This window comes from Variovorax paradoxus B4 (assembly GCF_000463015.1).
In the GTDB taxonomy this organism is placed as follows: Bacteria; Pseudomonadota; Gammaproteobacteria; order Burkholderiales; family Burkholderiaceae_C; genus Variovorax; species Variovorax paradoxus_E.
On the sequence record NC_022247.1, the window covers coordinates 4,449,185 to 4,464,723 of the forward strand.

The 15,539-nt window shown below is 66.2% G+C and carries 17 protein-coding genes; 13 read left to right on the forward strand and 4 right to left on the reverse strand.

What is annotated here, in order from left to right; all coding sequences use genetic code 11:
* The first annotated feature begins 177 nt into the window (after positions 1-177).
* The 5 genes from VAPA_RS20675 to VAPA_RS20695 all read left to right on the forward strand — a co-directional run bounded on the left by VAPA_RS20675 (position 178) and on the right by VAPA_RS20695 (position 4,289).
* Positions 178-1,005 carry an ABC transporter substrate-binding protein gene (locus VAPA_RS20675; protein WP_021008712.1) on the forward strand — a complete coding sequence of 276 codons (828 nt, stop codon included), beginning with the start codon at positions 178-180 and terminating at the stop codon, positions 1,003-1,005.
* 91 nt (positions 1,006-1,096) lie between these two features.
* Positions 1,097-1,792 (forward strand): amino acid ABC transporter permease, encoded by a 696-nt coding sequence (locus VAPA_RS20680; RefSeq protein ID WP_021008713.1) that lies wholly within the window; start codon positions 1,097-1,099, stop codon positions 1,790-1,792.
* A 13-nt stretch (positions 1,793-1,805) separates the two neighbouring features.
* On the forward strand, positions 1,806-2,528 hold the full coding sequence (locus tag VAPA_RS20685; RefSeq protein WP_021008714.1) for an amino acid ABC transporter permease: 723 nt from the start codon (positions 1,806-1,808) through the stop codon (positions 2,526-2,528).
* Complete coding sequence (locus VAPA_RS20690; RefSeq protein WP_021008715.1) at positions 2,525-3,268, forward strand: amino acid ABC transporter ATP-binding protein; 744 nt, start codon at positions 2,525-2,527, stop codon at positions 3,266-3,268. The genes VAPA_RS20685 and VAPA_RS20690 overlap by 4 nt, the downstream gene beginning before the upstream one ends.
* Positions 3,269-3,284: 16 nt before the next feature.
* The gene (locus tag VAPA_RS20695; protein ID WP_230558900.1) at positions 3,285-4,289 is read left to right on the forward strand and encodes an isopenicillin N synthase family dioxygenase; all 1,005 of its coding nucleotides are present in this window, start codon (positions 3,285-3,287) and stop codon (positions 4,287-4,289) included.
* Positions 4,290-4,311: 22 nt separating this feature from the next.
* On the opposite strand, the gene VAPA_RS20700 is transcribed toward VAPA_RS20695, so the two are convergent.
* On the reverse strand, positions 4,312-5,001 hold the full coding sequence (locus tag VAPA_RS20700) for an HAD family hydrolase (protein ID WP_021008717.1): 690 nt from the start codon (positions 4,999-5,001) through the stop codon (positions 4,312-4,314).
* 79 nt (positions 5,002-5,080) lie between these two features.
* On the reverse strand, positions 5,081-6,421 hold the full coding sequence (locus tag VAPA_RS20705) for an MFS transporter (RefSeq protein ID WP_021008718.1): 1,341 nt from the start codon (positions 6,419-6,421) through the stop codon (positions 5,081-5,083).
* A gap of 175 nt (positions 6,422-6,596) precedes the next feature.
* Between VAPA_RS20705 and cyoA the strand changes: the two genes are divergently transcribed.
* The 8 genes from cyoA to trhA are packed head-to-tail and all read left to right on the forward strand — an operon-like array spanning position 6,597 to position 14,151.
* Positions 6,597-7,625, forward strand: a complete 1,029-nt coding sequence (gene cyoA, locus VAPA_RS20710; protein WP_021008719.1) for a ubiquinol oxidase subunit II — start codon at positions 6,597-6,599, stop codon at positions 7,623-7,625.
* Positions 7,622-9,634, forward strand: a complete 2,013-nt coding sequence (gene cyoB, locus VAPA_RS20715) for a cytochrome o ubiquinol oxidase subunit I (RefSeq protein WP_041946181.1) — start codon at positions 7,622-7,624, stop codon at positions 9,632-9,634. Before cyoA ends, cyoB begins: the two co-directional genes overlap by 4 nt.
* The gene (gene cyoC / locus VAPA_RS20720) at positions 9,627-10,280 is read left to right on the forward strand and encodes a cytochrome o ubiquinol oxidase subunit III (RefSeq protein ID WP_021008721.1); all 654 of its coding nucleotides are present in this window, start codon (positions 9,627-9,629) and stop codon (positions 10,278-10,280) included. Before cyoB ends, cyoC begins: the two co-directional genes overlap by 8 nt.
* Complete coding sequence (gene cyoD, locus VAPA_RS20725; RefSeq protein ID WP_021008722.1) at positions 10,277-10,690, forward strand: cytochrome o ubiquinol oxidase subunit IV; 414 nt, start codon at positions 10,277-10,279, stop codon at positions 10,688-10,690. The genes cyoC and cyoD overlap by 4 nt, the downstream gene beginning before the upstream one ends.
* Positions 10,687-11,544, forward strand: a complete 858-nt coding sequence (locus VAPA_RS20730; RefSeq protein WP_021008723.1) for an SURF1 family protein — start codon at positions 10,687-10,689, stop codon at positions 11,542-11,544. Before cyoD ends, VAPA_RS20730 begins: the two co-directional genes overlap by 4 nt.
* Positions 11,528-12,949, forward strand: a complete 1,422-nt coding sequence (locus VAPA_RS20735; RefSeq protein ID WP_021008724.1) for an ATP-binding protein — start codon at positions 11,528-11,530, stop codon at positions 12,947-12,949. The genes VAPA_RS20730 and VAPA_RS20735 overlap by 17 nt, the downstream gene beginning before the upstream one ends.
* Positions 12,933-13,487: a response regulator transcription factor gene (locus tag VAPA_RS20740; RefSeq protein WP_021008725.1), complete on the forward strand. Its 555-nt coding sequence runs from the start codon at positions 12,933-12,935 to the stop codon at positions 13,485-13,487. The genes VAPA_RS20735 and VAPA_RS20740 overlap by 17 nt, the downstream gene beginning before the upstream one ends.
* Position 13,488: 1 nt before the next feature.
* Complete coding sequence (trhA, locus tag VAPA_RS20745; RefSeq protein WP_021008726.1) at positions 13,489-14,151, forward strand: PAQR family membrane homeostasis protein TrhA; 663 nt, start codon at positions 13,489-13,491, stop codon at positions 14,149-14,151.
* Positions 14,152-14,347: 196 nt separating this feature from the next.
* On the opposite strand, the gene VAPA_RS20750 is transcribed toward trhA, so the two are convergent.
* Together VAPA_RS20750 and VAPA_RS20755 are read right to left on the reverse strand one after the other, a co-directional pair.
* Complete coding sequence (locus tag VAPA_RS20750; protein ID WP_021008727.1) at positions 14,348-14,572, reverse strand: SlyX family protein; 225 nt, start codon at positions 14,570-14,572, stop codon at positions 14,348-14,350.
* 46 nt (positions 14,573-14,618) lie between these two features.
* Positions 14,619-15,515: an SDR family NAD(P)-dependent oxidoreductase gene (locus VAPA_RS20755; protein ID WP_021008728.1), complete on the reverse strand. Its 897-nt coding sequence runs from the start codon at positions 15,513-15,515 to the stop codon at positions 14,619-14,621.
* Between the last annotated feature and the right edge of the window lie 24 nt (positions 15,516-15,539).

A 15,539-nucleotide genomic window follows, 5' to 3' on the forward strand; every position in this document is an offset into this window, starting at 1 on the left:
GCTGAAGATGGATGCCGTGGGGCCGGGCCGCAGGTTTTCGCGCCGCGAATTTAACCCAGGCCGTGCCGGGGCCGATCCTGCAAGGCCATATGCATATGTCGATTGAGGATTTAATAATCTGAAGTTTTATTGATAGGGTCCAGCCCTGAATTTTTTCCATCTGGAGTGAGAACAACCATGCGCCACACCCTGCTCGCCGCGGCCCTCGCCGCCTCCGCCCTGCTGACGGGCATCGCCGCCCATGCCGATCAGCTCGCCGACATCAAGAAAAAGGGCGAACTCGTGGTCGGTGTGCTCGGCACCGACGAGCCCGCGACCTTCATCGACCCGAAGACGCGGCAGATCGTCGGCTACGAGGTCGACCTGGTGAACGCCATCGCGAAGAAGATCGGCGTGAAGCCGGTGCTCAAGCAGATCGCCGTGGCCGCGCGCATCCCCGAGCTGCAGCAGGGCCACGTGGACCTGGTCGCCGCCGGCCTCACGCACAACAAGGAGCGCGAGGCGCAGATCGACTTCTCGCTGACCACCTTCGTCACCGGCCAGAAGGCCATCGTGAAGAAGGACAGCGGCATCACCGACGTGCCGCTGCTCGCCGGCAAGAAGGTACTGACCATCCGCGGCGGCACGCAGGAGCCCAACATCCGCAAGGCCGTGCCCACCGCCGAGGTCGTGACCTTCGACACCAGCCAGCAGGCCTTCCAGGCGCTGCAGCAGGGCAAGGGCGTGGGCTATGTGGACGACGAGGCCGCGCTGCTGCGCAGCTACGCCAAGCTCGGCCCGCAGAAGACCCAGTACGTGGTGCTCAAGCAGAACCTGAGCACCGAGGCACTGGCCATCGGCATCAAGAAGGGCGAGAGCGGCCTGAAGGCCGTGGTGGATGACACGCTGCGCGAACTCGAGAAGTCGGGCGAAGCGCAGAAGATCTTCGTCAAGTGGTATGGCCCGAATACCGCATCAGGCTTCCAGACGCGCGACTTCAAGCTCGAAAGCGACAAGATCGACTGACCCCGCGTTTCTCCTTCCCCTTCCGGGGGGAAGGCAGGGATGGGGGCTTGCGGCCTCTGAACAGTCCGCGGCGGTGATACTGTCGCCCCCCATGCCCCTGTTCGACTATTCGCTGCTGCTGACCGGCAAGTACCACGACATGCTGGTCGCGGGCCTGCTGCTGTCGCTGCAGCTGCTGGCGGCCTCGCTCGTGCTGGCGCTGCCGATCGCGCTGGTGGTGGCGCTGCTGCGCCTTTCGCCGCTCGCACCGCTGCGCTGGCTCGGCTTTGCGTACGTGGAGACCATCCGCAACATCCCGCTGCTCGCGCACATGCTGTTCTGGTACTTCGGGGCGCCCGAACTGCTGCCCGAAGGGATCAAGCAATGGCTCTATGCAGGCCATATCGAAGCCTACAGCGCCATCATCGCGCTGTCGCTCTACACGGCCGCGTTCATGGCGGAAGACATCCGCAGCGGCATCCGCGCGATTCCCACCGTGCAGTTCGAGGCCGGCCGCGCGCTGGGCTTCGGCTTTCTGTCCACCATGCGGCGCGTGGTGCTGCCGCAGGCGCTGCGCGTGACGGTGCCTCCGCTCATCTCGCAGACGCTGAGCCTGTGGAAGAACACCTCGATTGCCACCGTGATCGGCGTGGCCGAGCTGATGTACCAGGCCGGGCAGGTCGAAAGCGCGACCTTTCGCAGCTTCGAGTCGTTCGCGTTCGCGAGCGCGGCGTACCTGACGGTGTCGCTGGCCATCACCGGCCTGGCGACCTGGTACCACCACCGGTTCCCGGTGAGGACCATCTAGGGATGTTGATGAGATGTTAGAAATCATCAACGACTACTGGGTCTACTTCCTCATCGGGCAGTATCCGAACGGGCCGCTCGGCGGACTCGTGCTCACGCTGCTGCTCGCCTCCTGCGGCCTGGTGCTCGCGCTGCCATTGGGCATCGTGCTGGGCCTGGCGCGCGTGAGCCCGTGGCGCTGGCTGCGCTGGCCGGTGACGGGCTTCGTCTTCGTGGTGCGCGGCCTCCCCTTGCTGATGGTGATCTTCTGGGCCTATTTCTTCCTGCCCAGCGTCACGGGCGTGAAGACCGACCAGTTCACCACCATGCTGATCGCGCTCGTGGTGTTCGATGCGGCCTACCTTGCCGAGATCGTGCGCGCCGGCATTCAGGGCCTGCCGCGCGGCCAGATGGAGACCGCCCGCGCGCTGGGCCTGGACTACGGCCGCGCGATGCGCCTGGTGGTGCTGCCACAGGCCCTGCGGAGCATGCTGCCCTCGCTGGTGAACCAGTTCGTCTCGACCATCAAGGAGACCTCGCTCGGCTACATCATCGGGCTGGCCGAGGTGTCGTTCATCGCGACGCAGATCAACACGCAGGTGTTCACCAAGCCGGCGCAGATCTACCTGATCCTGGGCCTGACCTATTTCATCCTCTGCTTCGGCCTGTCGCGCTTCGCTTACTGGCTCGAACGCCGGCTCGCGCGGCGCGGCATGTCCATGGCCAACTCCGCCTCGGCCCCCAAGGTGTCCGCATGATCGAACTCCAGAACGTCAACAAGTGGTACGGCAGCTACCACGCCCTGGTCGACATCGACGAAACCATCCACAGGGGCGAGGTCGTAGTCGTCTGCGGCCCTTCGGGTTCGGGCAAGTCGACGCTGATCCGCACCTTCAACCGGCTGGAGCCGATCCAGTCGGGCCGCATCCTTTTCGAAGGCAAGGACATCCATGCACCGGGCACCGACGTGAATGCGTTCCGCTCGCGCATCGGCTTCGTGTTCCAGCAGTTCAACCTGTTCCCGCACCTCACGGTGCTGCAGAACTGCACGATGGCACCGATGCAGCTGCGCGGCCTCACGCGCAAGGAGGCCGACGAGCGCGCGATGACCTTGCTGCAGCGCGTGGGCCTGGCCAACAAGGCCAACGCATGGCCGAGCGAGCTGTCGGGCGGCCAGCAGCAGCGCGTGGCGATCGCGCGCGCGCTCGCCATGCAGCCGCCGCTGATGCTGTTCGACGAACCCACCAGTGCGCTCGACCCCGAGATGGTGGGCGAGGTGCTGCTGGTGATGCGCGACCTCACGCGCGATGGCATGACCATGGTCTGCGTGACCCACGAGATGGGCTTCGCGCGCGAGGTGGCCGACCGCGTGCTCTTCATGGACGAGGGCAAGGTGCTCGAACGCGCAACGCCCGACGACTTCTTCAACCGGCCGCAGCACCCCCGCGCGCAGCAGTTTCTTTCGGACATCCGCTCGCCCTTCGCGCGCGGCGCATGACATGCTCTCCACACCCATGACCGACACACAGACGCTCCCCGTGATCGATGTCGCTCCGCTCGTGGCCGGCGCGCCCGGCCGCGTCGGCGTGGCCACGCAGATCGGCGCCGCCTGCCGCGCGCACGGCTTCTTCTATGTCACGGGCCATGGCGTCGACGCGGCGCTGGTGCGGCGGCTCGAAGACCTGAGCCATCGATTCTTCGAACTGCCCGAAGCCACCAAGATGCAGTGGCGCATGGCCCTGGGCGGGCGCGCCTGGCGCGGCTTCTTCCCGCTCGGCGGCGAACTGACCTCGGGCCGGCCCGACTGGAAGGAAGGCCTCTACCTCGGCGCCGAGTTGCCCGCATCGCATCCGCTGGTGCAGGCGAAGACGCCGGTGCACGGGCCCAACCTGTTCCCCGACGTGCCGGGTTTGCGCGAGACCATCCTCGCCTACATGGCGGCCGTCACGCAGCTGGGCCACCGGCTGATGGAGGGCATCGCGCTGAGCCTCGGCCTGCCGACGGCGTACTTCGCCGAGCGCTACACGGCCGACCCGCTGATCCTGTTGCGCCTCTTCAACTACCCCTCGCAGCCCGTGCCCGAAGGGCTCGACGTGCAATGGGGCGTGGGCGAGCACACCGACTATGGCCTGCTCACCCTCCTGCACCAGGACCAAGTGGGCGGCCTCGCCGTGCACACGCCCGGCGGCTGGATCGATGCGCCGCCGATTCCCGGCTCCTTCGTCTGCAACATCGGCGACATGCTCGACCGCATGACCGGCGGGCTCTACAAGTCGACGCCGCACCGCGTGAAGCGCAACACCTCGGGCCGCGACCGGCTCTCGTTTCCGCTGTTCTTCGATCCGAACTTCGAAGCGCGCGTGCAGCGCATCGAAGGCCTGTCGGGTGCCCAGGCGCGCGACGACAGCGCCGAGCGCTGGGACCGCGCCAACGTGCACGCCTTCAACGGGCGCTACGGCGACTACCTGCTCGCCAAGGTGTCGAAGGTGTTTCCGCAGTTGCGCGACGAAGTGCTCTGACCCCGGATTACATGACCCCGGATTACGCGGGCTTCGCCAGCGGCACGGGGAACCAGCGCGGCACGTGCGCGATGGCCTCGTGCAGCGAGTCGAGCACATGGAACGCCCGCTCGGTGATCGCAGCGGGCGGGTGCTTGAGGTCCGGCACGACCACGACCCTGAGGCCCGCCGCCAGCGCGGCCTTGGCACCGTTCTCGCTGTCCTCGAAGGCCACGCATTCCGCGGGGTCGACGCCAAGGCGCTCCGCCGCGAGCAGGTAAAGCGCCGGATCGGGCTTGGCGCGCGCCACCTCGTCGCCGCCTGCAAAGGCGTCGAAGTGATGGAGCACGTCGAGGCTGCCCAGGCAGGCCGCGATCTGGCCGCGCGTGGACGACGAGGCGACCGCGCAGCGTGTGCCGCGTCCGCGCAAGGCAGTGAGCAACTCGGCCGCGCCGGGTTTGATGGGAAAGAGCGGCCGGACGTCGCCATCGGCGCGCTGCAGCTGCAGCGCGGCGGTCACTTGCGCAGCCGCGTGCTGGTAGGCGGCCGTGCCGCCGAGCAGCGCCGCAAGGATCTGCTTCGACTCGCCCATGGCCAGCCCCACGCATTGCAGGTACTGGGCGTGCGAAAGCTCGATGTCGAGCGTGCGGGCCGCTTCGATCCAGGCGGCCATGATGGGCCGCTCCGAATCGATGAGCAGCCCGTCCATGTCGAAGATGGCGGCGGCGAACATGAGGCGATCCTAGCCCGTGCGCCGGAAAATAAAAAAGGGGCCAAACGGCCCCTTTGGATAAACGGCGTCGATACGCCTCTCAGTCGCGCACCAGCGCCCGGTTGAGCCCCAGCGCCGCCAGCGTGCCGACAGCCCCGGACAGCAGATAGACGCTCACGTAGGCCAGCCCGAAATTCGCCGACAGCCCCAGCGCCACCAGCGGCGCGAAGGCGGCACCGATGAGCCAGGCCAGGTCGGCCGTCAGCGCGGCGCCGGTGTAGCGGTACTTGGGCTCGAAGTTCGAGGTCACCGCGCCGGCCGCCTGGCCGTAGGACAGGCCCAGCAGCACGAAGCCCAGCAGGATGAAGATGTCCTGCCCAATGCGGCCGCCGTCGAGCAGCGTGGGCGCAAAGCCGCTGAACACCGCGATCATCGCGGCCAGGCCGCCCAGCGTGAAACGGCGTCCCACGCGGTCGGCAATCAGGCCGGAGGCCACGATGCCGCCGGCGCAGAACACCGCACCGATCATCTGCACCACCAGGAACTCGGTGATCGATTGGTCCGAATACAGCGTGATCCACGACAGCGGGAACACCGTGATCAGGTGGAACAGCGCATAGCTGGCCAGCGCCGCGAACGCGCCGATCAGCAGGTTGGCGCCCTGCGAGCGGGTCAGCTCGACCACGCTGGTGGGCTGCAGCTCGCGCTCTTCGAGCAGGCGGGAATACTCTTCGGTCGCCACCAGCCGCAGGCGCGCGAACAGCGCCACCACGTTGATCGCGAAGGCCACGTAGAAGGTGTAGCGCCAGCCCCAGTCGAGGAAGTCCTTGAGCGGCAGGTTGGCGTAGAGGTAGGCGAACAGCGCGCTGGCCACGAAAAAGCCGAGCGGCGCGCCCAGTTGGCCCAGCATGGCGTACCAGCCGCGGCGATTCTGCGGCGCATTCAGCGCCAGCAGCGACGGCAGGCCGTCCCACGAGCCGCCGAGCGCCAGGCCCTGGGCAAAGCGGAACACCGACAGCAGCACGATCGACGTGAACCCGAGGCTCGCGTAGCCCGGCAAGAAGGCAATGCCCGCGGTGGAGGTTCCCAGCACGAACAGCGCAATCGTGAGCTTGGCTTCCCGCCCGAACCGTCGCTGGATGGCCATCGAAATGACAGTTCCGAACGGCCGCGCAATGAATGCGAAGGAAAAAACCACGAAAGCGTAGAGGGTTCCCTCGAGGCGCGCCTCGAACGGAAAGAAGACCGCCGGAAACACCAACACCGAGGCAATGCCGTAGACGAAGAAATCGAAATATTCCGACGCCCGGCCGATGATCACGCCCACGGCAATTTCGCCTGGTGCGATGTGTGAATGTTCGTCGCCCTGCCGGGCGTCGTTTCCGGACGTGTTCGGCACAGGCTGTGCGCCTTGCGGACTGATGCTGGACGTCGTCGTCATTGCGTTTTTTAATTCGGGTGTCACCGGCAGTGACAAAGGTAGACCATTGAACAGGGTCCAAGCGTCTCACCGAATGGGGATTCCCGCCATAGGACAAAACGTCCAATAGGCGGCGGGAACCTTTCGCCGTAGATTGTGGAGTCTTTGCGCAGCCCACGCACTTCTTTCTTTCGGCATGCCCACCCTCAAATCCTTTCGCCGATGGCCCCTGTTGCTTCCGCTTGCCTTGCTGGCAGGCTGCAACACGGTGCTCATGAACCCTTCCGGCGACATCGCCAACCAGCAGGGACGCCTCATCGTCGTCTCCACCGTGCTGATGATGATCATCATCATTCCGGTGATCGCGCTGACCCTCTTCTTTGCCTGGCGCTATCGCCAGTCGAACAAGGAGGCCGACTACAGCCCCGACTGGGACCACTCCACCCAGCTCGAGCTCGCGATCTGGGCCGCACCGCTCCTGATCATCATCGCGCTGGGCGCCATCACCTGGATCAGCACCCACACGCTCGACCCGTACCGCCCCCTGAGCCGGCTCGACGCCGAGCGCCCGGTTCCCGCCGAAGCCAAGCCGCTGGTGGTCGAAGTGGTGGCGCTCGACTGGAAATGGCTCTTCATCTACCCCGAGCAGGGCTTTGCCACGGTGAACGAGATGGCCGCGCCGGTCGACCGGCCGATCACCTTCAAGATCACGGCCTCCTCGGTGATGAACTCCTTCTTCATTCCCGCGCTGGCCGGCCAGATCTACGCCATGCCGGGCATGGAAACCAAGCTGCACGCGGTCATCAACAAGCCGGGCGAGTTCGAGGGCTTCTCGGCCAACTACAGCGGCGCCGGCTTCTCGGGCATGCGCTTCAAGTTCCACGGCCTGAGCAACGGCGACTTCGACCAGTGGGTGCAGAAGGTCAAGGCCGGCAAGGACGGCGAACTCACGCGCGAGCAGTACAGGAAGCTCGAAGTGCCGAGCGAGCGCGAGCCGGTGCGGCACTACGCCGCGGTGGCGCCCGACCTGTACGACGCCATCCTCAACCTCTGTGTCGATCGCAACAAGATGTGCATGAAGGAAATGATGGCCATCGACGCGGATGGCGGGCTGGGCAAGCCCGGCGCGTTCAACATCGCCACCAGGCAAGCCTGGCAGGCTGACACCCTCACCAATTCGCCCAAGCGCAAGTACGTCACGGCAATGTGCACCACCGAAGAATGACGATGTTCGAGAACCTTGACCTGACGAAGCTCATCTTCGGCCGCCTCACGTGGGAGGCGATTCCCTACCACGAGCCGATCCTGCTCGCGACCTTCGTGGCAGTGGTGCTGGGCGGCCTCGCCGTCCTCGGCGCGCTCACCTACTTCAAGTTGTGGGGCACGCTGTGGCGCGACTGGATCACCAGCATCGACCACAAGAAGATCGGCATCATGTACATCATTCTCGGACTGGTGATGCTGCTGCGCGGCTTTGCCGACGCGATCATGATGCGCGCCCAGCAGGCCATCGCCTTCGGCGACAACGCCGGCTTCCTGCCACCGCACCACTACGACCAGATCTTCACCGCCCACGGCGTGATCATGATCTTCTTCGTGGCGATGCCGCTGGTCACGGGTCTGATGAACTTCGTGGTGCCGCTGCAGATCGGCGCGCGCGACGTGGCCTTCCCGTTCCTGAACAACTTCAGCTTCTGGATGACCACCTTCGGCGCCGGGCTGGTGATGGCGTCGCTGTTCGTGGGCGAATTCGCCAAGACCGGCTGGCTCGCCTACCCGCCGCTGTCGGGCATTCTCTTCAGCCCCGACGTGGGGGTCGATTACTACATCTGGTCATTGCAGATAGCGGGGGTCGGAACCCTGCTCTCCGGCGTCAACCTGCTGGCCACCATCGTGAAGATGCGCGCGCCCGGCATGACCATGATGAAGATGCCGGTGTTCACCTGGACGGCCCTCTGCACCAACGTGCTGATCGTGGCCGCCTTCCCGGTGCTCACGGCCGTGCTCGCGCTGCTGTCGCTGGACCGCTACGTCGGCACCAACTTCTTCACGAACGACCTCGGCGGCAACGCCATGATGTACGTGAACCTGATCTGGATCTGGGGCCACCCCGAGGTGTACATCCTGATCCTGCCGGCCTTCGGCATCTTCTCCGAAGTGGTCTCCACCTTCAGCGGCAAGCGCCTCTTCGGCTACGCCTCGATGGTCTACGCCACGGTCGTGATCACCATCCTGTCGTACCTGGTCTGGCTGCACCACTTCTTCACCATGGGCTCCGGCGCCAGCGTGAACTCGTTCTTCGGCATCACAACGATGATCATCTCGATCCCGACGGGCGCGAAGATCTTCAACTGGCTCTTCACCATGTACCGCGGCCGCATCCGCTTCGAGCTGCCCATGATGTGGACCATCGGCTTCATGATCACCTTCGTGATCGGCGGCATGACGGGCGTGCTGCTCGCGGTGCCCCCGGCTGACTTCGTGCTGCACAACAGCCTGTTCCTGATCGCCCATTTCCACAACGTGATCATCGGCGGCGTGCTGTTCGGCATGCTGGCGGGCATCACCTACTGGTTTCCGAAGGCCTTCGGCTACAAGCTCGATCCGTTCTGGGGCAAGTGCTCGTTCTGGTTCTGGCTGGTGGGCTTCTGGTTCGCGTTCATGCCGCTGTACATCCTGGGCCTGATGGGCGTCACGCGCCGCATGAGCCACTTCCAGGACATGTCGCTGCAGATCTGGTTCCAGGTCGCTGCCTTCGGCGCCGTGCTGATCGCGCTGGGCATCGCCTCGTTCATCATCCAGCTGGTGGTGAGCTACGTCCGCCGCGAGTCGCTGCGCGACACCACGGGCGATCCGTGGAACGGCCGCACGCTCGAGTGGTCGACCTCGTCGCCGCCGCCGGCCTACAACTTCGCGTTCACGCCGCGCATCCACGACAACGACGCCTGGACCGACATGAAGAAGCGCGGCTACGAGCGCCCGCTCGCCGGCTTCACGCCCATCCACATGCCCAAGAACACCGCGGCCGGCTTCATCATCGCGGCCCTGGCTGCGACCTGCGGCTTCGCGCTGATCTGGCAGATGTGGCTGGTGGCGGGCGTGGGCTTCTTCGCCATGCTGGCGGCCGTGATCGTCCACACCTTCAACTACAAGCGCGACTACCACATCCCCGCGGAAGAAGTCGTTCGCACCGAAGACGCCCGCACGCGACTCCTGGCGGCTGCCCATGTCTGATACCACTGCACTCTCCTCCAGCGCTGCCGGCAGTCTTGCCGGCAAGTCGCCCACGTTCGACCTGTTCCACGTCGACAACGACCACCACCCCGAAAACGGCACGCTGCTGGGCTTCTGGCTCTACCTGATGAGCGACTGCCTGGTCTTCGCCTGCCTGTTCGCGACATACGGCGTGCTGGGCCGCAGCTATGCGGCCGGCCCCTCGGGCGCCGACCTGTTCGACCTGCCGCTGGTGGCGGTCAACACCTCGCTGCTGCTGCTGTCGTCGATCACCTATGGCTTCGCAGTGCTCGAAATGCAGCGCAGGCGCATGGGCGGCACGCTGGCGTGGCTGGCCATCACCGGCCTGCTGGGCGCGGGCTTCATCGGCCTCGAACTCTATGAGTTCGCGCACCTGATCCACGAAGGCGCGGGCCCGCAGCGCAGCGCGTTCCTGTCGTCGTTCTTCGCACTGGTGGGCACCCATGGCCTGCACGTGACCTTCGGCATCGTGTGGCTCATCGTGCTGATGATCCAGCTGCCCAAGCATGGCTTCACCGCCGCCAACCGCCGCCGCCTGATGTGCCTGTCGATGTTCTGGCACTTCCTGGACGTGGTGTGGATCGGCGTCTTCACGTTTGTTTATCTGATGGGATCGATGGCATGAGCACCGCCCACACCGAAACCGCAGCGCACGGCCATGGCGCACACGATGCGCACGACGACCATCACGACGATGGCCCCGTCAGCCACAGCACCTTCAAGGGCTACATGACCGGCTTCGTGCTGGCCGTGATCCTCACCGCGATTCCGTTCTGGCTCGTCATGGGCAACGTGCTCGGCAAGCCGAGCACCACCTCGCTCGTGATCCTGGGCTTTGCCGCGGTGCAGATCGTGGTCCACATGATCTACTTCCTGCACATGGACGCCAAGTCCGAGAGCGGATGGAACATGCTGGCGCTGATCTTCACGATCGTGCTCGTCGTCATCACGCTGGCCGGATCGCTCTGGGTCATGTACCACATGAACGCGAACATGATGCCGATGTCGGTGCACGACATGAAGAACATGCCTTGACGCCCCCGCCGCCAGACCCCAGCACCCATGACACACCGGCCGGCCGCGAGCGCTCCGCGGCGGCCCGGGTGGCTCTGGCGGTCTGTGCGGCCCTTGCCTTTGCCGGCTTCTTCGCGCTCGGCACCTGGCAGGTCGAGCGCCGGGCCTGGAAGCTCGATCTCATTGCCCGCGTCGAACAGCGCGTGCATGCCCCGGCCTCCGAGGCCCCCGGGCGCGACCGCTGGCCGCAGGTGAACGCGGCGGCCGATGAATACCGGCACTTGCGCATCGCCGGCACCTTCCTCCACGACAAGGAAACCCTGGTGCAGGCCAGTACCCGCCTCGGCGCCGGCTTCTGGGTGCTGACGCCGCTGCAGGCCGCCGACGGCAGCGTCGTGCTGGTCAACCGGGGTTTCGTGCCGCCCGAGGCGCGCGACCGCGCCACCCGCGCGGCCACCGATCCCCAGGGCGACACCACCGTGACCGGCCTCTTGCGCATCACCGAGCCCAAGGGCGGCTTCCTGCGCAGGAACGAGCCGGCCGCCGAGCGCTGGTTCTCGCGCGACGTTCAGGCCATTGCCGCGGCGCGCGGGCTCCACAACGTGGCACCGTATTTCGTCGATGTCGAGGCCGCGCCCTCTCCGCCCGGCGCATCGCCTGCCTGGCCCGCCGGCGGCCTGACCGTCATCGCCTTTCCCAACAGCCACCTCGCCTACGCGATCACCTGGTACGGCCTCGCGCTGATGGTCCTGGGCGCGGCCTGGTACGTCTGGCGCGACGGGCGCCGGCACGCCGCCGGCAGGGCCGATGGCGGCAGCGGCGAAAATACGGCCCATGCCGACGCCACCTCCCGTCCAGATGCCCGCCGCGACTGAACCCCTCGCGGTCGCGGGGGAACTGCACGCGCCGCGCGCGGGCATCGTGAGCCTGGACAACGCCACCGGCCACAAGAACATGCAGCAGCTGATCCAGCTGCGCTGGTTCGCGGTAGTCGGGCAGGTCGCCACCATCCTGGTGGTGCACTACGGCTTCGGCATCCGGCTGCCGCTGGACCACATGCTGCAGGTGCTGACCTGCCTCGCGCTCTTCAACGGCGTGAGCCTGCTGCGCTCGCGCAGCCCGCGCCGCGTGACCAACGGCGAGCTCTTTCTCGCGCTGCTGGTCGACGTGGCCACGCTCACCGCCCAGCTCTACCTGAGCGGCGGCGCCACCAATCCGTTCGTCTTCCTGTACCTGCTGCAGGTCATCCTGGGCGCCGTGCTGCTCAAGGCCTGGTCGACCTGGACCATCGTGGTCGTCACCAGCCTCTGCTTTGCGGGGCTGGCGCTTTTCTCGCGCCCGCTCGCGCTGCCGCTCGACCACGACCGCGGTCTCTGGAGCCCCTACGTGCAGGGCATGCTGATCTGCTTTGCGCTCAACGCCGCGCTGCTGGTGGTGTTCATCACGCGCATCAGCCGCAACCTGCGCGCACGCGATGCGCGGCTGGCCGACCTGCGCCAGCGTGCATCGGAAGAAGAGCACATCGTGCGCATGGGGCTGCTGGCCTCGGGCGCCGCGCACGAGCTGGGCACACCGCTTGCCACGCTGGCCGTGATCCTCGGCGACTGGCGCCGGCTGCCGCATTTCAGCTCCGACCCCGAGCTGCTGACCGAGGTGGCCGAGATGGAACTGCAGATCCAGCGCTGCAAGAGCATCGTGAGCGGCATCCTGCTGTCGGCCGGCGAGGCGCGCGGCGAATCGTCGGAAGAAACCACCGTGAGCACCTTCCTCGACGAGCTCGTCGAGGAATGGCGCACCACGCGTCCGGTCGAGGAGTTCGACTACGAGAACCGCTTCGGCCAGGACCTGCCCATGGTCTCCGACTCGGCCCTGAAGCAGATGATCTGCAACGTGCTCGACAATGCCCTGGAAGCCTCGCCGCACTGGCTGCGCTTCGAAGTGGCGCACGATGCGGATGCGCTGACCCTCACGGTCACCGATGCCGGCCCGGGGTTCCTGCCGGCCATCCTGAAGGAGTTCGGCAAGCCCTACCAGTCGAGCAAGGGCCGCCCGGGCGGCGGGCTCGGGCTGTTCCTGGTGGTCAACGTGGCGCGCACCCTGGGCGGCCGCGTGGCAGTGCACAACCGGCCCGAAGGCGGCGCCATCGTGGCCATCACGCTGCCGCTCGCGGCCATCGTGCTGGAAGAAGAAGAAGACGACGAAGAAGAAGAGGACGAAGAGACCGAAGCCATCGGCACCGCCAAGACCATGGAAACGAAAACCCATGACGGAAACCGCTGAAGCTGAGCGCCAGTTGCTGATCGTCGAGGACGACGCGGCCTTTGCGCGCACGCTCGGCAAGTCGTTCGAGCGCCGCGGCTATGCGGTCACGCATGCCAGCAATGCCGAGGAGGTCGAGACGCTGCTGCAGACCCATTCGCCCGGCTACGGCTATGCGGTGGTCGACCTGAAGCTCAACGGCGAAGCCTCGGGCCTGGCCTGCGTGCAGATGCTGCACCGGCACAACCCGAAGATGCTGATCGTGGTGCTCACGGGCTTTGCCAGCATTGCCACGGCCGTCGAGGCCATCAAGCTCGGCGCCTGCCACTACCTGGCCAAGCCGTCGAACACCGACGACATCGAGGCCGCCTTCGGCCGCGCCACCGGCACCACGGAGGTGGAGCTGACCAACCGCTCGACCTCGATCAAGACGCTCGAATGGGAACGCATCCACGAGACGCTGGCCGAGACCGGTTTCAATATTTCCGAGACTGCGCGGCGCCTCGGCATGCACCGGCGCACATTGGCGCGCAAACTCGGCAAACAGCAGGTGAAATAGCATGACTCCCAACAAACCGGCGTCCGCGGTCCGCGACCAGAGCGCGATGGAAGAGCTCTTCAATGCACTGAGCCATGGCCTCGGCCTGCTGCTGGCCATTGCCTCGCTGCCCATCCTGGTCTACAGCGCGGCCCAGAAGGGCCAGGCCGCGAGCATCGTCGGCGCCTCGCTTTTCGCTGGCACGGCCATCGTGCTGTACCTGATTTCCACGCTGTACCACGCGCTGCCCTTGGGCAGGGCCAAGGCCTGGTTCAACCGGCTCGACCACGCGGCCATCTACCTCTTCATTGCAGGCAGCTACATGCCGTTTCTCTTCGGCGTGCTGCGCGGGCCCTGGGGCTGGACGCTGTTCGGCTGCATCTGCGCCGCGGCGGCGCTGGGCGTGGGCGCCAAGCTGTTCAACCGGCTGCGGCATCCGCTGTGGTCGACCGGGCTTTACGTGGCGATGGGATGGATGGCGCTGATGGCGGCGGTGCCGCTGTACGAGCGCATGTCGCCGGCGGGCCTGGGCTGGCTCGTGGCCGGCGGGCTGTTCTACACCGCGGGTGCGGTGGTCTTCCTGTTCGACAACAAGGTGCGCTTTGCCCATTCGGTGTGGCACCTGTTCGTGCTGGCGGGCAGCACCTGCCACTTCTTTGCGGTGCTCTGGCATTCGCACGGCTGATCTTGTTTTGGGCGCTGTTGTTCAGGGCGTGTGCACAGGCCACGCTCTGGGTGTACCGCTGATCAACGACCGCTCTGAATAACGATCACGTCGATGGGGTGCCTTGGGCAGCGAAATCAAGGAGGAGCCCGAAGGGCGGGGGACATTCGCTTCGCCGCGTACCCCGTCGGCGGGAGCGCGCCCCGAAACAAGGCTCTCAGTAATGCGGCGGCAGCTCGTCGCGCAAGTTGCGCGCCGCCCCCTCCTGCCCCGCGTTCTGGCTTTGCTGCTTGAGCTGGGTGACCTGCAGGATCAGGCTGTCGATCTGCTGCTGTTGCCGGTAGATCGTCATGTTGAGCTGCTCCAGCAAGTCTTCAGCATAGCTCGACTTGATCTCGAGTTCGGTCAGGCGCTCTGCGAGCTCGTTCGGTGGATAGTCCATGCCGCTATTGGACAGGAAGATCCACCGGTTTTTTGTGACGCCCTGCCTAGCGCCTGACCTTCGCTTCGAGCAGGTCGCCCATGCCGATGCGCTTCGCGAAGTCGATCCGCACGCGCTCCGACACCTCGAGCACCTCCTTCGCGCCGTCACCCACGAAGTCGATCACCGAACGCATCGGCCGCATGCCGCCCGGCAGGCCCACGATGCGCACGATCTCGTCGGCCACGGCCTGCGGATCGGCATCGTGGGGCGTCAGCGCGAAAAGGCGCTCGCCGATCTGGTCCATCACGCCGTCGTAGCGGCTGTAGGCGGCCGCGGTGGCCGCGTCGGCCGGCTTGCCCGCGCTCGGGAAGTGGTCGGTGCCCTGGGTGAACGCGCCGGGCACGACGATCGAGGTCTCGATGCCGAAGCGCGCGATCTCGTAGGCCAGCGTCACGGCCAGCGAATCCATTGCCGCCTTGGCCGCGCCGTAGGGCCCAATGAACGGCGGGAAGCCGCCCCTGGTGGTGGTGCTGCCGATCCACAGCATCAGGCCGGACTCCTGCCTTCGAAGGTACGGCAGCACCGCGCGGTTCACGCGCTGCGCGCCAAGCACGTTGGTGTCGAACACTTTCGCGATCTCTTCGGGCGTGAAGGCTTCGGTCGGCCCGACCACCAAGTGGCCGGCGTTCTGCATCACCACGTCGATGTGGCCCTGCTCGCGAACGATGGTGGCCGCGGCGGCATCGGCCGACGCCTGCGAGAGCACGTCGAGTTCGAGCGGATGCAGCTGCAGGCCCTTGGCCGCCGCATGGCTGCGCATCTCGGCGGCGCGGCCACAGTTGCGGCCCGCGATGTCGCGCATCGACGCGTAGACCACGTGGCCGGCTTCGGCCAGGGATCGGGCGCTGAGCTTGCCGATGCCGGTGCCCGCGCCGGTGACGAGGATGATCTGCTTTTGCATGGTGCTTGGCTCCGGAAGATGGAT

Coding starts and splice junctions, on each gene's coding strand:
- VAPA_RS20675 (WP_021008712.1), top strand. CDS start 178: ATGCGCCACACCCTGCTCGCCGCGGCCCTCGCCGCCTCCGCCCTGCTG.
- VAPA_RS20680 (WP_021008713.1), top strand. CDS start 1,097: ATGCCCCTGTTCGACTATTCGCTGCTGCTGACCGGCAAGTACCACGAC.
- VAPA_RS20685 (WP_021008714.1), top strand. CDS start 1,806: ATGTTAGAAATCATCAACGACTACTGGGTCTACTTCCTCATCGGGCAG.
- VAPA_RS20690 (WP_021008715.1), top strand. CDS start 2,525: ATGATCGAACTCCAGAACGTCAACAAGTGGTACGGCAGCTACCACGCC.
- VAPA_RS20695 (WP_230558900.1), top strand. CDS start 3,285: ATGACCGACACACAGACGCTCCCCGTGATCGATGTCGCTCCGCTCGTG.
- VAPA_RS20700 (WP_021008717.1), bottom strand. CDS start 5,001: ATGTTCGCCGCCGCCATCTTCGACATGGACGGGCTGCTCATCGATTCG.
- VAPA_RS20705 (WP_021008718.1), bottom strand. CDS start 6,421: ATGACGACGACGTCCAGCATCAGTCCGCAAGGCGCACAGCCTGTGCCG.
- cyoA (WP_021008719.1), top strand. CDS start 6,597: ATGCCCACCCTCAAATCCTTTCGCCGATGGCCCCTGTTGCTTCCGCTT.
- cyoB (WP_041946181.1), top strand. CDS start 7,622: ATGACGATGTTCGAGAACCTTGACCTGACGAAGCTCATCTTCGGCCGC.
- cyoC (WP_021008721.1), top strand. CDS start 9,627: ATGTCTGATACCACTGCACTCTCCTCCAGCGCTGCCGGCAGTCTTGCC.
- cyoD (WP_021008722.1), top strand. CDS start 10,277: ATGAGCACCGCCCACACCGAAACCGCAGCGCACGGCCATGGCGCACAC.
- VAPA_RS20735 (WP_021008724.1), top strand. CDS start 11,528: ATGCCCGCCGCGACTGAACCCCTCGCGGTCGCGGGGGAACTGCACGCG.
- VAPA_RS20740 (WP_021008725.1), top strand. CDS start 12,933: ATGACGGAAACCGCTGAAGCTGAGCGCCAGTTGCTGATCGTCGAGGAC.
- trhA (WP_021008726.1), top strand. CDS start 13,489: ATGACTCCCAACAAACCGGCGTCCGCGGTCCGCGACCAGAGCGCGATG.
- VAPA_RS20750 (WP_021008727.1), bottom strand. CDS start 14,572: ATGGACTATCCACCGAACGAGCTCGCAGAGCGCCTGACCGAACTCGAG.
- VAPA_RS20755 (WP_021008728.1), bottom strand. CDS start 15,515: ATGCAAAAGCAGATCATCCTCGTCACCGGCGCGGGCACCGGCATCGGC.